This window comes from Arthrobacter sp. AZCC_0090, assembly GCF_014207375.1.
Lineage (GTDB): Bacteria > Actinomycetota > Actinomycetes > Actinomycetales > Micrococcaceae > Arthrobacter.
Map to the genome: position 1 here is coordinate 231,552 of NZ_JACHEE010000006.1, position 14,825 is coordinate 246,376.

Here is a 14,825-nt window from a genome sequence, read left to right on the forward strand (position 1 = left end):
GAGATTTACTTTCACACCTGGAGAATTCGAATGCGCTTTAGCAAACTTTTCAACATCGTGGGGTGCCACGTTGGCGGCGAAGTCTGCAACGTGGTTGTCGATGGTGTCGGCAACGTTCCCGGGAACAGCATGTTTGAAAAACGCCTTTACCTCGAGCGGGAACGCGACGACATCAGGCAGCTTCTGCTGAAGGAGCCCCGCGGATCCATGATCCGGTCAGTCAACGTGGTCCTTCCCTCGTCCGACTCCGCTGCGGCCATGGGATACGTCATCATGGAGTCTGAAGAATACCCGGTCATGTCCGGCGGCAACATGATCGCCGTCGCCACAGTCCTGCTGGAGACCGGCATGGTGCCGATGCAGGAACCGGTCACCGAGCTCACCCTGGAATCACCTGCAGGCCTCATCCATCTGCGTTGCGAGTGCCGGGACGGGAAAGTGCTCAGCGTCCGTTTCACGAATCAGCCGGCCTTCGTTTACGAGTTGGATGCCAAGGTCGAAGTACCCGGTCTTGGCACCGTCACCTTGGACGCGGCGTGGGGCGGCATGGCGTACGCCATCATCGATGCTGCAAGCCTTGGATTCGATCTGGTGCCGGATGAGGCAAGGGATCTATGTCTAATGGGCCAGCGCATCAAGGCGGCAGCCGCCGAGCAACTCGTGACGGTCCACCCGGAGAATCCGAAGTTCGCCGGGATCACCAACACCGAGTTCACCAAACCCCTGGTGCGCCAAGGCGATGTCATCTATTCCCAGAATGCCGTCGTCGTCTCTCCAGGGAGGATTGACCGGTGCGCATGCGGAACGGGTACCTCTGCCCGGCTCGCCGTCATGGACGCCCGTAAACTCATCGTCCCCGGACAAAAGTTCGTTCACGAGTCGCTGATCGGCAGCCGATTCGAGAGCACAATCGAGTCGTTGACTACGGTCGGCGGGTACGACGCAGTCGTGCCCAGCGTCGCCGGGCAAGCTTGGATCACCGACATGTCCCAGGTCGGCCTGGACCCAAGCGATCCCTTTCCGCTGGGATACGTGCTCTCCGACAGCTGGATGCGAAGCAGCAGCACGGTCACCTCATAATTCCGCTTGCCTGCGTTAGCCCGTACACCCCACCGACCGTTACCTGCTCTTACTGCCTAGAGCGCCTACCCCCGTGCACAAGGCAGCCGGCACCACAGATCCTCGAAAAGGAAAGTTCAAACCATGAAAGATGTAGTCATCATCGGTGCTGGTCTCGCCGGTCTTTCGGCCGGATGGCGCCTCCGCCACTGGGACACACTCCTGCTCGAGGCGGGCGATCGCGTCGGCGGGCGGATCCGCTCTGAACGCCGGGGCGCCTACTGGTTGAACTGGGGAGGGCACGTCTTCGCCGGGGCCGGCTCGTCCACGGACGCGTTGCTCAATGAAGTCGGAGTGACGGCCGTCCAGATCCCCGGATCCCTCCAGGCGCTGTCCATGCACGGCAAGTTCATTCGCGAGGGACACATTGCCACCTACCCGTTCCGCATTCCGATGTCCTTCACGTCCCGGATCGACACTCTGCGGGCCGGTCTGAAGGTCGTTGCCGGCGTTGCCAAGTACACCGGTGTGGTGCGGAAGCGTTCCGGGGAATCCGGCGCCATGCGGCAGCAGCGCATCTACGACTTCGAAAATGACAGCTCGTTCCAGGACTTCATCGGCAACCTGTCCGAGGACGCGGCCGCATTGTTCAAGACCACCGTTACCCGCTCCGCCGGGGACATGGACCAGATCTCTGCCGGCGCCGGCATCGGGTACTTCAGCCTGGTCCTCGGCATCGGCCAGGGCCTGAGCCAGGGCATCGTCGGCGGTCCGTCCACCCTGACCGAGTCCATTGCGGCCGCCCTGGGCGACCACATCCAGCTCGGAGCCACCGTGCAGGAAGTGACCCACAAGAAGAACTCCGTCCTCGTCCGGTACAGCGAAGACGGCGTGGACCGTGAAGTGGAGGCCCGTACCGTCATCCTCGCAACCACCGCCGACGTCTCACACAAGATCGGAGTGGACCTACCGGAGGACCTGCGCAGTGCACTGAACCAGATCAAATACGGCCCGCACGTCAGCACGGCCTTCCTGACCAACGAAACGACAGCACGGCCGTGGGATGACATCTACGCCATCGCGGCCCCGAAACGCTCGTTCGCGATCGCCCTGAACCAGGCAAGCATCGTCCGTGGTACCGAGTCAGTGAGGAAGCCTGGCGGTAGCTTGATGACGTTCTCCCCGGCCAGCCTGGGACGGGCACTGCTGGAGAAGAGCGACGAGGAAGTCATCGCCACCCACCTCGCCGACCTCAACCAGGTGCTCGGCCACGGCTTCGCCGACAGCGTCGTCGAGGCCAAGACGGACCGGTGGAAGGTCGCGTCCCCCTACTGCTTCCCCGGCCGGGCCAAGCTCCAGTCCACGCTCATGCGGGGCACGGACCGGGTGTTCCTCGCCGGAGACTTCCTCGGAACCCTCTACACCGAAAGCTCCATCACCACCGGCTTCTCGGCAGCCCAGGAAGCCGCCAGCCTGCTCGCCACGGACAAACAGGGGACCGCCGCCCCGACCCTGCGCCTGGCCACAGGCACCTGATCCTTTCACCCGCGCCAGCCCTCGAACCACCACCAAGGAGAACAAACACCATGACAACGCATCTCAAAGGCGTCCTCACCGCACTGTCCACTCCCTTTGACCAAAACGGCACCCTCGACGTCGAGACCCTGCGGCGGATCGTCGACCGCTCCATCGACGCCGGCGTGGACGGCGTCGTCGCGGCAGGATCGACCGGCGAGGTCGGCGCCCTGTCTTCCGAGGAGCGCCTGCTCCTCATCCGGACCGTCATCGACCAGGCGGACAGCCGCGTCCCGGTCATCGCCCAGACCGGCGCCACCTCCACCGCCGAAGCCATCCGGCTCTCGCAGACGGCCGAGAGGGCGGGCGCGGACGTGCTCATGCTGATTACCCCGTACTACGAGCCGCTGTCCCTGGCCGAAACGGTCACCTACATCAAGGACGTGGCCCGGTCCGTGACCATCCCGGTGATGCTCTACAACATCCCGGCGGTCACCGGGGTCAACCTTGACCCGGCCACCGTCCGTTCGCTGGCTGAGGAGGTGGAGAACATCCTGTACATCAAGGACTCGAGCGCGAACTGGGAACAGGCCCTCCAGCTGATCCACCACCACAGCGACGTCATCGGCACCTTCATCGGTTGGGACGCCTACCTCTACAGCGCCCTGGCCGAAGGTGCCGCCGGCGTGATGGCCGGCACTGCCAACGTCGTACCCCACGAAATCGTCGCCGTTAGCCGCCGCATCGCCGAAGGCGACCTCACCGGCGCCCTGAAACTCTGGAAGCAGCTCTACCCGGTCCTCGACGCGCTGCTCTCCGTACCGTTCATCGCCTCCGTCAAGGCCGGCCTCGCCCTGCAGGGGCTCCCGGCCGGCTCGCCCCGCCGTCCCACGGCTGACCTCAACGCCGAGGACCTCGCCCGGGTCAAGCACGCCCTGGCCGCCCTCAACCAGAAGTAACGACAGGACCGAAGGAAACCATGACCGCCACAGACACAGCACCGTTTACCGTCCGCAGAGCGGAAGAGACGCCTGCGGCGTCCCTTCCTCCGTTCGGCCAGTTCATCGGCGGGACGTTCATTCCGTCCAGCTCGGCGTCAATGGTCGATGTGGTGAATCCGGCCACTGAAGAGATCCTGATGCAAGTCCCGGCCGGGTCCGAGGAAGACGTCGACGCCGCCGTCGCGGCTGCCGTCGCAGCCAAAACGGACTGGGCAGCGAAGACTCCCCAGGACTGGTCCGCGGTCCTGCTTCGCATCGCCGACATCATCGAGGCCAACCGCGAACTCCTAGAAACCCTCGAAGCCGCCAACACCGGCAAACCTGCCGCCGTCGCTGAAGACGATATCTCGAGTGCAATCGACACCTTCAGGTTCTCCGCCGGCGCCGCCCGCGCGTTCACCACCCCCGGCGCCGGCGACTATGCCCAGAACCACACCTCGGTGATCCTCCGCGAGCCGGTGGGAGTCGTCGGCGTGATCACCCCGTGGAACTACCCGCTGTTGATGGCCGCCTGGAAGATCGCCCCGATCCTCGCGGCCGGCAACACCATGGTGCTCAAACCGTCAGAGCAGACACCGCTGACCACACTCAAACTCGCCGAACTGATCGCCGCGGAGGTTCCGGGCGGTGTCCTGAATATCGTCACCGGCTCCGGACGGGTGGTGGGAAACCGGATTTCGGAACATCCCGACGTGGACCTAGTCGCCATCACCGGAAGCGTGGGCAGTGGCCAGAAGGTCGCCGCCAGCGCATCCTCCACCGTCAAGCGCGTGCACCTGGAACTGGGCGGCAAAGCACCCGTCGTCGTGTTCGAAGACGCCGATTTGGAGGCCGCCGCCAAAGGCGTCCGCTCCGCCGGGTTCTGGAACGGCGGACAGGAATGCGGCGCGGCATGCCGCGTCCTCGTCCACAAATCGGTCGCAGCGAAGTTCACCGAACTGCTCGTCCGGGAGGTCAGCGAGATCTCCGTCGGCACCCCCGGCGCGGGCGACGAAGTCGAAATGGGTTCCATGATCTCCAAAGCCCACTACGACAGGGTCCTCGCCGCACTTCAGGACATCCGCAACGACGGCCTGACCATCGCCGTCGGCGGCAACGCCATCGAGGGCCGGGGCTACTTCATCGAACCCACCGTCGTGAGCAACGTACCTGCCGGCGCCGCGATCACCAGCACCGAAATCTTCGGCCCGGTCGTGTCGGTGGAAACCTTCAGCACCGACGAGGAAGCGGTCGCGCGGGCCAATGAAACTATCTACGGGCTTGCAGCCTCGGTGTGGACCACCAACGCCGCCCGCTCGCTTTCCGTTCCCCGCAGCCTTGACTTCGGCACCGTCTGGGTCAATTCACACCTCGTCATCGCCAACGAAATGCCCTGGGGCGGCTTCAAAGGCTCCGGCTACGGCCGGGACCTCTCCATCTACGCCCTCGAGGACTTCTCCCGCACCAAACACGTCATGTACAACCACGGCTGAGGCTGGTCTCCACATGGCCGCTAATGTCATGCACCCGGTTTCCCGGGTGCATGACCGTTGCCGCTCCGGTCTGGCTGGCGTAAATGCGAAGAACCCCCACCATGAAAGGGCAACAGGGCGCATGGACCTGCATCACGGACTGGGTTCTCCTTATCGGGGCCAGGCCCGCGTTCCGCCAGCAGGGGTCGCGGTCTGCAGCGGACAGGTCGATGCCGTCACCGAGGACGGAAGAATCCTTTGGCTGCGGCCCCCTGCACAGAACCGAAGGCTCTTCGAGAAGGCTGAGTTCTATGAAGCCTGGCAACAGAGGACCGCACCGGCGTCCACCAAGACTTCGCGAAGGGCCTAAGCTCCCGGAGCCCTGAAAACCGCTCGCGACGGACGCGGCAGAATTTAGACGAGCCGGCGTTGAAGCCAACCACGCCGGAGATGTTCGGCAACTTGGCCAGGACCGCGGGGTGGTAAAGTAATTGGCCCGTCAATCGGTGTCGCGGGCAGTCCGCTGTCACGGTCCAACAGACTGCGATTGCGTGAGTAGGCACTTGCGACGGATTTTCCGGCCGGTTAGGCGCGGGCGACCTCAATCCTCTCGGCCTAGTCCGGCCTGTTCGACGAGTTCGGTCAGCCACGGCCGGTGCCCTTGGTGGAATTCCATCCCGTCAGGCAGTCCATGGACGGATGGTACGGAATTGGCAATATCGATTGTGATCCGGCCACCGGCCATTGGCGCGTTGCTGATGTGCAGCTCGCCGTAGGACTCCGGCAGGGCGGGATCCATCCAGAAACCACCGCGGGAGACATGCGCGTCATACCGCATCATGCTCGTTATCAGCTGGATCGGTGTGGTGGCTGCCCAGGCCTGTGGCGAGCATGCTGTGGGGTAGGGGACAGGTGATGCCAACTGCTCCCGGTCGAAGCCGCAGAACAGTTCCGGCAGCCGGCCATCGGAGAATTCGGCCGCCTCCAAGAGGGCCGAGGAGATCCGCTGCGCCTCCGCCACAAAGCCGTAGCGCATCAGCCCCGCCGCGATTATTGCATTGTCATGCGGCCAGACCGAACCGTTATGGTAGCTCGCTGGGTTGTATGCGCCCATGTCGCTTGACAGTGTCCGCACGCCCCAGCCGCTGAACATTTCGGGGGACATGAGCCGTTCTGCCACGAGCGGCGCCTTGTCCTCATCGAGGAGGCCGAACAACAGGCAATGGCCCATGTTGGAGGCGCAGGCGTCGACTTGCCGCTTCTTGCGGTCCAGTGCGACAGCGTAGTAGCCGCGGTCAGGCATCCAAAATTGCTCATTGAACCGCTTCTTCAATAGCGCTGCTCGCTCAGCGAGTTCAGTTCCCAAAGCCGCATCGCCGACGTCGTACGCCATCCAGGCGCGCGCCAAGTAGGCGTCGTAGACGTAGGCCTGGACCTCGCAGAGCGCGATAGGAGGTTCGGCCAGGCTGCCGTCGGCGAAATTAATTCCGTCCCAGGAGTCCTTCCAGCCTTGATTGATCAGCCCCCGGTCATTGAGGCGCTCATACTCAACGAACCCGTCGCCGTCCTTGTCACCATAATCACGGATCCACTCCAGCGCCCGGTCCGCGTGGGGGAGGAGCGCGGCGATGGTGTCCTTGGCGAATCCCCAGCGACTTACATCTCCCAGCACCGTCACGAAAAGCGGAGTCGCGTCGACACTGCCGTAGTAGGCGGATTTGCCGCCGAGTGCCAACCCGCTGGAGACATCGAGCCTGACCTCGTGCAAGATCTTGCCCGGCTCCTCCTCGCTCATCGGGTCCACCACAGTGCCTTGGCGGTCGGCCAGTGTCTGCAGTGTGCCGAGGGCCAGAGAGGGATCCACCGGCAGCGACATTTCCGATGCCCACAGCGAGTCGCGGCCAAAGAGGGTCATGAACCAGGGCGCGCCAGCGGCCACCACGACCCGGTCCGGATGGTTCGGATCCTCGATGCGAAGGGCGCCGAGGTCGTCGTAACTGCGCCGCAAAGTCCGTTCGATGGAGCGGTTTCCCATGTGCAGCACGGGAATCTTCGCCACCCACTCCTGCCGGCGCCGGTCCCGGGGTGACAATTCGTCCCCGTCAGGATGGACGAACGGCGTCGCGAGACCGACTCCCTCGATGCTGGGCACCACAGTGAGGACCGTACTCCACTGGCCGTGCGGCGCAAGGGAGAACCGATACGTAAGGCCATCCGGCGCGACGTCGGCGCCAGGCGCCTGGGCAACAATGCCCTTCCGGACATCCTGCCAGGCAGCCGTGATCATCAGCGAGTCGCCTTGCGCTTGGCGCGTTTCCTCCCAGCGCCGCTGGATCCGGGCCTCCTTGACTTCGAAAAGGTCGGCGAAATCCGTCCCGATCCTCAACGAGATTTCGCATTCGGCCGGTCCCGGGGAGTAATTACGGACGGTGACCTGCTCCTGGATCCCAGCCCCCACTTCGCGCAGGCGCTCCACGATCAGTGGGCTGTCCGCGTATCCGTCCGAGCGAGGAATGCGCCCTACGAACAGTGCACGGTACGGTACCTTGGTCTCCGCCGCCAACGGCTCAATCGTCTGGCCATTAACGGTCAGATTCCAGTGGGACAGGATGCGAGTGTCCTCGAAGAAGACACCATGCGGATGCTCGGGATGGATATCCCCGTTCGGCGAGGAGATGCAGAATGAAGATCCCTCAACCAAAGTGACGGTCCCGGGCCCGAGAGGACCAGCGGCCGTGTCAGCATTCCATCCAGCCACTCGGGACCCTCCAAAGAGTAATGCCTGGCTCCTCGACCCTGGGTAGGGGAGTTGACCGTCGCCGCCGTATTCTCCGATTGACGCTACTCCTGCCTGCTCCCGGATTCCAGATAGGGCGATGACTCACAGGGCTGGGCCCAGCTCCCCATCCTCTTCCAACGCAAGAAAAGTGCATTGATGCAAACTTGCACTTGTGCAAATAATGCAGCTGTGCAACGATTTCTCCATGAGCGATACTCTTTCTCCTCGTCTGCGGGAACGCAAAAAGGCCGAGACCTGGGCAGTCATCCATGAGGCCGCCGCGAAGCTTGCCCACCAGCACGGAGCGGGTCAGGCCACCGTGGAGGCGATCGCGGACAGCGCCGGGATCTCGCCCCGGACGTTCTTCAATTATTTCCAGACCAAGGAGGACGCGATCCTGGGCCTGCGGGAACCTTTTCTGGATCCTGACCTCTCGTCGCGGCTAACTGCCGACAGCGGCCTTTTAGGCCAGGTATCGCGGTTGCTGGTGACAGTGGCCCGGACGGCAATCGGGGACACGGATGCGGCACGGTTCCGCGAGCTGATGCGCCAGAATCCCGGTCTGATCCGGCGTCAGATGGAGTACATGGCCAAGGCCGAGGCGCTGGTTTGCCAAGCCGTTGCCGCTCTGCTCGAACGCGATCCTTCATGGTCCGGCGGTGTCGAAGGCTTCGACCTGAACGAGACCGCACGGATGGTGGTTTTGATCGCCGGTGTACCGGCCCGCTTCAGCATAACCTCCCCCAATCACGACCTGAGCGAAGGTCTCGCCACGGCCGACCTTGGCCCCGCTCTGTCCCTTCTTCACCACGTGCAAAGGAAGATTTCATGAAACACGCTCCTGCCCTTGGCGCCCCACCAGCCCAGGAAAAGCAGCACGTTATGCTGCTGTTCGTTGGTTTGATGCTCTCGATGCTCCTCTCGGCACTGAACCAGACCGTGCTCAGTACCGCGCTGCCTACCATCGTTGGCGAACTCCACGGCGTCGACAACATGCTGTGGGTCATCACGGCCTTCATTCTCGCCTCCACCATCACCATGCCTATCTATGGCAAACTCGGGGACCTGATGGGCCGCAAATCCCTGCTGATCGCAGCCATTGTCCTGTTCATGATCGGCTCGGTCATCGGCGCGCTGGCCAATGACATGGGCGTTCTCATCACCGCCCGGGTCATCCAAGGCCTGGGCGGCGGCGGCCTAATGATCCTGTCGCAGGCCGTTATCGCCGACGTCGTTCCGCCCCGGGAACGAGGCAAATACATGGGCATGATGGGCGGCATTTACGCCATCGCCTCCGTCGCCGGGCCGCTGTTGGGAGGCTGGTTTACCGAAGGACCGGGCTGGCGCTGGGTATTCTGGATCAACATTCCCGTCGGCCTGCTGGCGCTGGCCGGCGCCGTGTTCTTCCTCAAACTCCCCAAACACAGCGGAAAACCGCGCCTCGACCTCGCCGGAATGCTGCTGGTGGCGATTGCAACCACGTGCCTGGTTCTTTTCACAACCTGGGGCGGCAGCAAGTACGAGTGGAACGATCCCATCATCCTGTCCCTGATAGCCGGTACTGTCCTCAGCTCCGTTGCCTTCATACTCGTGGAGAGCCGCACCGCGGAACCGATCATCCCGCTGCACCTGTTCAAAGACCTGAATTTCAACCTCTCCACGATCGCAGGCCTGCTGATCGGCCTGGCCATGTTCGGAGCCATCGGCTACCTGCCGACCTACCTACAAATGGCCTTCAGCGTCAACGCCACCGAATCGGGCTTGCTGATGATCCCGATGATGGGCGCGCTCCTGGTTGCCTCGGTCGTCTCCGGGCAGCTGGTCAGCCGCACCGGCCGCTACAAGTGGATGCCGATTGCCGGCGGCATGCTGGTCGCAATCGCGTTGTTCCTGCTCTCAACCCTCAGGCCCGGGGCACCACTCTGGGAAATCTGCGTCTACCTGGGCGTCATGGGGCTAGGACTCGGCCTCAGCATGCAGACCATGGTTCTGATCGTTCAAAACTCGTTCCCGCTTCGCCAAGTGGGCACCGCAACTGCGTCGAACAACTTTTTCCGCCAGATCGGTGCCACCCTCGGCTCGGCGGTCGTAGGTAGCCTTTTCGCGAGCAGGCTGGCCGAACTGCTCGTCGAGCGCCTGCCCGCTGCGGCAAGCGGCGGTGGCGCAGCCGGTGGATCAAACTCCCTCACTCCAGCCGCGGTTAGCAAGCTGCCGGCGGCAATCAAGGAGTCGGTTATCTCCTCCTACAACGACGCGTTGACTCCCATCTTCATCTGGATGGTTCCGCTGGCGCTGATCGCCGCAGCCTTGATGTGCTTCGTCAAGGAAAAGCCGCTGGCCACCGCCGTCGAACACGACGTACTGTCAGAGTCGATCGCGGAAGGCAACATCCTCATCACGGCTGACGATGCAGACGATGAGGCCGCCGCATCGGCCCTGGGCTCGTCGACGCAATCACTGGTCTCTGGCTCGCGCCCTACCCGATGACGGGGTCAACAAATGACTAACCACCTTGGCCAGGACGTCCTCGTCGTCGGCGCCTCTGCCGCGGGCTTGTCGACGGCCGAGGCCCTGCGCCGCGGCGGTCATCGCGGTCGTCTCACGCTGATCGACGCGGAACTGCACCCTCCCTACGACAGGCCGCCCCTGTCAAAGCAATTCCTCTCGGGTGCGTGGAACGATGCTCGCATCGCGCTCCGGCCGCCGGAGGCGTTGTCTGAACTCGACGCCGACTTCGTGCTCGGCGAGCGGGCCACCCACCTCGACGTCGCACAGCGCCGGGTGAAAACAAACACCGGCCGCGTCGTCTCGGCCGACTCCGTCGTGATCGCGACCGGTGTCCGCCCTCGTCGCCTCGCCGGGCAGGAGGCCTTCACCGGAGCGCACGTCCTACGCAGCGTCGACGATGCCCGGCGGTTGCGGGCCGGATTGCGCCCCGGTCGAAGGCTCGTTGTAGTAGGCAACGGAGTGCTCGGCTCGGAAGTGGCGGCGACTGCCCGCGGCCTCGGACTTTCCGTTTCCCTCGTCGGATCCGCAGAGCAGCCCATGGGAGGTCAGCTGGGCGATCTAGGCGCCAGCGAACTAGCTGCCGTCCACCGCGCGGCCGGGGTCAACCTCGTCGGCGGACACCATGTCCGATCGCTGATTGGTGAGAGCGGCCGGGGTGGCCGGGTGACCGGCGTCGTGCTCGACTCAGGCGAGGTGCTGCCGGCCGACGAAGTAATAGTCGCTATCGGGTCGGAGCCCGCGACCGACTGGCTGATCGGCAGCGGGCTCGAGCTCGACGACGGCGTGCTCTGCGACTCGCGCTGCCGGGCAGCCGACGGCGTATGGGCCGTGGGCGACGTCGCCCGGTGGGAACACCTCGGCCTTGGTGGGACGATCCGGCTTGAGAACCGCACCAACGCGACCGAGCAGGCGATCGCCGTCGCCCGCGACGTGCTCGGCGACGGTGAGCCGTACCTGCCGGTGCCGTTCTTCTGGACGGACCAATACGGCGTCAAGATCCAGATGTACGGCGCCATACCGCCGGGGGCACGCACCGAGGTCGTTGACGGCGACCCCGCCGACGGGCGCTTCGTGGCACTCGCCCACGACGACGACCGGCTGGTCGGCGTGCTCGGCTGGGGCATACCTAAGCAGACGCGTGTGCGTCGCCAGGAGCTCGCTGAACAGATGGCCGCAAGCGTACCTGCCCTGCGCTGACTGCTTCTCCACCAGCCCTATCCAACAGACCGCTGGGCGGTTACCCCCGCCCGGCCTACAAGGAGGTACCCATGTCCACCCCCGACAGCACGACTACCGTGATCGGCACTCTCCCGCTCAAGCGGGAGGCGCGGTGCCCTTTCGACCCGCCGCCCGCCGGACTAAACGCACAGCAAGAACACGCCCTGGCGCGCGTTGAACTCTGGGACGGCAGCACGCCCTGGCTCGTCACCCGCTACGCCGAGCAGCGGACTCTCCTATCGGACCCGCGCATCAGCTCCGACATCCGCAACCCCGGCTACCCGAGCCCGGCACCCCGAGGGGAGGGCGGCCGCTCGCCGCTCAGTTTCATCCTCATGGACGACCCCGAGCACGCCCGGCTGCGCCGCATGGTCACCGCGCCGTTCATGATCAAGCGCATCGAGGCCATGCGGCCGGGGGTGCAGAAGATCGTCGACGACATGCTCGACGAAATGCTCGCCGGGCCGAAGCCGGTTGACCTCGTCGAGGCGTTCGCACTGCCCGTGCCCTCGCTGGTGATCTGCGAGCTGCTCGGGGTACCGTACTCGGACCACGATTTCTTCCAGGCCAACAGCAAGATCTTCGTCAAGCGCGGCGTCAGCGCCGAAGACCGGGGCGCAGCGATGGGCGCCCTCATGGGCTACCTGCACGGGCTGCTGACGCTCAAGCTCGAGCAGCCGGGCGAGGATGTCTTCACCGATCTCGCCCGCCGCGTCGACGCCGGTGACCTCACCGCCGACGACGCCGCCCAGATGGGCGTGCTGCTGCTGATTGCCGGCCACGAGACGACCGCGAACATGATCGCGCTGGGCACGCTCGCGCTGCTTGAGCACCCTGAACAGCTCGCCCACCTCCGCGATAGCGGAGACCCGGCATTCGTCTCCTCGGCGGTCGAGGAGCTGCTGCGCTACCTGACCATCACCCACGACGGGCGCAAGCGCGTTGCCACCGAGGACATCGAGATCGCCGGGGAGACGATCAAGGCCGGCGACGGCGTGATCATAGCGACGGACCTCGGCAACCGCGACCCGTTGGCGTTCCCCGAGCCCGCCAGCCTCGACCTCGAACGCGACGCCCGCCACCACGTCGCATTCGGCTTCGGCGTGCACCAGTGCCTCGGCCAGCCCCTGGCCCGCATGGAGCTCCAGGTCGCCTACAGCACGCTCTTCCGCCGGGTGCCCACCCTCGCCCTCGCCACCACGATTGACCAGGTGCCCTTCAAGCACGACGGCGCGGTGTATGGCGTGTACGAGCTGCCCGTCACCTGGTAACCGCCCGCCCCACCCCCAGTCCAACGATCTTGAGAAGGAGAAAAACATGAAAATTACCCTCGACCAGGACAAGTGCGTCGCCTCGGGCCAGTGCGTCACGGCCGCCGACTCGGTTTTCGATCAGCGAGACGAGGATGGTATCGCCGTGCTGCTGGACGCGGAACCAAGCCCGGAGCGCGAGGCCGAGGTACGCCAGGCCGCCGCTGTCTGCCCGGTCCTCGCGATCCGGATCCAAAGCTGACGCAACCCGACCGCCGGTCAAGCTGTTCAACGAGCCTCGATCAGGCCTTTCGTGATCGGGGCTCTGGGCTGCATGGAGAGCGACCTTTTTCGTGATGAGACACTGGGCTCTATGACCGCAACCCTTCATTGTTCTGCTGAATACTTGCGATCAGGATGGCTCGCGCCGCGGTCCGGGCTTCTTCCACCGGCCAGGCGAAGGTCCTCATTCCAAGGGTGACGAGGGCGCCCTCGAAGAGCAGCATCATGGTTCGGCCTGTCGCGGTCGGATCCGGACAGCCGCACTGGGCGCAGAGGTCGGTGAACAGATTCAGCATCCAGGCCTTTTGGCCGGAGACTTCGGGAAAGACGAAGTGCCCATCGGCCTCGGGAGCGGTCTCGGCGCGCGCGTTTATAGCGCTACAGCCCTTCGATCCGTGCACCCGGTACCACAAGGCGGCAGCGTCGAACACGCTGAGTACCCGGTCCACACCGGGTTGAGGGGCCTTGTCCAGGTGCTCATTGAGGACCTTGCGCCACTTTTCCTCACGTTGCCTGAGGTAGGCCACCACGAGCGACTCCTTCGAGCCGAAACGGTCGTAAAGGGTCCTCTTCGTCACACCGGCGGCCTCTGCGATGGTGTCCACGCCGACGGCGTGAATGCCGCGTTCGTAGAACAAAGTCGAAGCGACGTCGAGGATGCGCTGGGCCCGCGGCGTCAAGGTAGCCAGGTCCGGAACGTGAATCTGCATAACGCTACTTTACAGCCCTGTATAGATGATGGTTTACAAGTCTGTATAGTCGAAGGGTGACTATACAGATCGGTGTACTTCGGAAGACGGGCCTAATGCTCGCCTCGACGGCCTTCGTCCTGGCTTGGAGTTCGGGGTTCCTGGTGGCCAAAATCGGCACCTTCGACGCCTCCATCCTGACGCTGCTGGTGTGGCGGTTCGTTCCGCTCGCCTTGGCCCTGCTCGTGATTTCGTGGGCGAGAGGCGATCTTCGCAGCGTCTCGTTTGCCGACCTTCGGCGGCAGTCCGCGATCGGGCTTCTCGGGCAGTTAGGATACTGCGTCTCCGTGTACGCCGCGATTGTGATGGGAGTCGCCAGCGGCACCACGGCGCTCATTGATGCGGTCCAGCCGATCCTCGTCGCCACCCTTGTCGGGCCGATACTGGGCCTGCACGTCCGATGGTCGCAGTGGCTCGGATTGCTGATCGGCGCGGCCGGCGTACTTCTCGTCGTCGGCTCCCAATCGGCCATGGTCGTCTCGGGTGTCACGGCCTATGTGTTCCCGGTGCTCGCCATGGTGTGCCTTATCGTCGGAACGTTTATCGATCGACGGGCACCTTCCCGGCTGCCGGTGCTGACCACGCTGACGGTCCAGGTATCGGTAACCGCGTTCGCGCTCATACTGGTCGCGGTGTCGACGAACACTTTCGTGCCGCCGGCTGCCGCGGAGTTCTGGGCGGTCGTTTCCTTCGCCGCTTTGATTCCCACCGTCGTCGGGTACGGCCTCTACTGGTGGCTCCTGCGGCGCGTAGGCGTCACGACCCTCAACGCGCTGCTCTTCCTCGTCGCTCCGGCCACCGCGGTCGCCGGAACACTGATGTTCGCGGAGCCCTTCACCCTGGCGACGGGCGCCGGGTTCGCTGCTTGCGCCGCCGGAGTGTCCCTGGTCTTGGTCAGCGAGGCCCGCTCGCAGCCTGCCGCCGCCCGGGCCAACGCTTCAGCAACGCCCATTACCGCGGCGGGCGAACCGGCGCGGGCCGGTGCGCGTGGGCCCCTCGCATGACTCTCCGAC

General features: G+C 64.5%; 12 protein-coding genes. 10 read left to right on the top strand and 2 right to left on the bottom strand.

What is annotated here, in order from left to right:
- The first annotated feature begins 30 nt into the window (after positions 1–30).
- The 4 genes from HNP00_RS11910 to HNP00_RS11925 all read left to right on the top strand — a co-directional run bounded on the left by HNP00_RS11910 (position 31) and on the right by HNP00_RS11925 (position 5,047).
- Complete coding sequence (locus tag HNP00_RS11910) at positions 31–1,080, top strand: proline racemase family protein (protein ID WP_184739272.1); 1,050 nt, start codon at positions 31–33, stop codon at positions 1,078–1,080.
- A gap of 123 nt (positions 1,081–1,203) precedes the next feature.
- Positions 1,204–2,595: an NAD(P)/FAD-dependent oxidoreductase gene (locus tag HNP00_RS11915; protein ID WP_184739274.1), complete on the top strand. Its 1,392-nt coding sequence runs from the start codon at positions 1,204–1,206 to the stop codon at positions 2,593–2,595.
- Positions 2,596–2,645: 50 nt separating this feature from the next.
- Positions 2,646–3,533, top strand: coding sequence for a 4-hydroxy-tetrahydrodipicolinate synthase (dapA, locus tag HNP00_RS11920; protein ID WP_184739276.1), 888 nt, complete (start codon positions 2,646–2,648; stop codon positions 3,531–3,533).
- Positions 3,534–3,553: 20 nt separating this feature from the next.
- Entirely contained in the window at positions 3,554–5,047 is a 1,494-nt protein-coding gene (locus HNP00_RS11925; RefSeq protein ID WP_184739278.1) for an aldehyde dehydrogenase family protein, read from the top strand.
- A gap of 580 nt (positions 5,048–5,627) precedes the next feature.
- Here HNP00_RS11925 and HNP00_RS11930 read toward each other — a convergent pair.
- Positions 5,628–7,784, bottom strand: coding sequence for a glycogen debranching N-terminal domain-containing protein (locus tag HNP00_RS11930; protein WP_184739281.1), 2,157 nt, complete (start codon positions 7,782–7,784; stop codon positions 5,628–5,630).
- Positions 7,785–8,010: 226 nt separating this feature from the next.
- Between HNP00_RS11930 and HNP00_RS11935 the strand changes: the two genes are divergently transcribed.
- From HNP00_RS11935 to HNP00_RS11955, 5 genes are all read left to right on the top strand, one after another.
- The gene (locus HNP00_RS11935) at positions 8,011–8,637 is read left to right on the top strand and encodes a TetR/AcrR family transcriptional regulator (protein ID WP_184739283.1); all 627 of its coding nucleotides are present in this window, start codon (positions 8,011–8,013) and stop codon (positions 8,635–8,637) included.
- A complete protein-coding gene (locus tag HNP00_RS11940) occupies positions 8,634–10,292 on the top strand; it encodes an MDR family MFS transporter (protein ID WP_184739285.1) in 1,659 nt (552 codons plus the stop codon). Before HNP00_RS11935 ends, HNP00_RS11940 begins: the two co-directional genes overlap by 4 nt.
- A 12-nt stretch (positions 10,293–10,304) precedes the next feature.
- Positions 10,305–11,510: an NAD(P)/FAD-dependent oxidoreductase gene (locus HNP00_RS11945; RefSeq protein WP_184739287.1), complete on the top strand. Its 1,206-nt coding sequence runs from the start codon at positions 10,305–10,307 to the stop codon at positions 11,508–11,510.
- A gap of 71 nt (positions 11,511–11,581) precedes the next feature.
- Positions 11,582–12,802: a cytochrome P450 gene (locus tag HNP00_RS11950; RefSeq protein WP_184739289.1), complete on the top strand. Its 1,221-nt coding sequence runs from the start codon at positions 11,582–11,584 to the stop codon at positions 12,800–12,802.
- Positions 12,803–12,848: 46 nt separating this feature from the next.
- Positions 12,849–13,043 carry a ferredoxin gene (locus HNP00_RS11955; protein WP_184739291.1) on the top strand — a complete coding sequence of 65 codons (195 nt, stop codon included), beginning with the start codon at positions 12,849–12,851 and terminating at the stop codon, positions 13,041–13,043.
- A 109-nt stretch (positions 13,044–13,152) separates the two neighbouring features.
- Here the strand turns inward: HNP00_RS11955 and HNP00_RS11960 are convergent, their stop codons facing one another.
- On the bottom strand, positions 13,153–13,773 hold the full coding sequence (locus HNP00_RS11960; RefSeq protein ID WP_184739293.1) for a TetR/AcrR family transcriptional regulator: 621 nt from the start codon (positions 13,771–13,773) through the stop codon (positions 13,153–13,155).
- A 56-nt stretch (positions 13,774–13,829) separates the two neighbouring features.
- Between HNP00_RS11960 and HNP00_RS11965 the strand changes: the two genes are divergently transcribed.
- Positions 13,830–14,816 carry a DMT family transporter gene (locus HNP00_RS11965; RefSeq protein WP_311770568.1) on the top strand — a complete coding sequence of 329 codons (987 nt, stop codon included), beginning with the start codon at positions 13,830–13,832 and terminating at the stop codon, positions 14,814–14,816.
- Positions 14,817–14,825: the final 9 nt, after the last annotated feature.

Coding starts and splice junctions, on each gene's coding strand:
- HNP00_RS11910 (WP_184739272.1), top strand. CDS start 31: ATGCGCTTTAGCAAACTTTTCAACATCGTGGGGTGCCACGTTGGCGGC.
- HNP00_RS11915 (WP_184739274.1), top strand. CDS start 1,204: ATGAAAGATGTAGTCATCATCGGTGCTGGTCTCGCCGGTCTTTCGGCC.
- dapA (WP_184739276.1), top strand. CDS start 2,646: ATGACAACGCATCTCAAAGGCGTCCTCACCGCACTGTCCACTCCCTTT.
- HNP00_RS11925 (WP_184739278.1), top strand. CDS start 3,554: ATGACCGCCACAGACACAGCACCGTTTACCGTCCGCAGAGCGGAAGAG.
- HNP00_RS11935 (WP_184739283.1), top strand. CDS start 8,011: ATGAGCGATACTCTTTCTCCTCGTCTGCGGGAACGCAAAAAGGCCGAG.
- HNP00_RS11940 (WP_184739285.1), top strand. CDS start 8,634: ATGAAACACGCTCCTGCCCTTGGCGCCCCACCAGCCCAGGAAAAGCAG.
- HNP00_RS11945 (WP_184739287.1), top strand. CDS start 10,305: ATGACTAACCACCTTGGCCAGGACGTCCTCGTCGTCGGCGCCTCTGCC.
- HNP00_RS11950 (WP_184739289.1), top strand. CDS start 11,582: ATGTCCACCCCCGACAGCACGACTACCGTGATCGGCACTCTCCCGCTC.
- HNP00_RS11955 (WP_184739291.1), top strand. CDS start 12,849: ATGAAAATTACCCTCGACCAGGACAAGTGCGTCGCCTCGGGCCAGTGC.
- HNP00_RS11960 (WP_184739293.1), bottom strand. CDS start 13,773: ATGCAGATTCACGTTCCGGACCTGGCTACCTTGACGCCGCGGGCCCAG.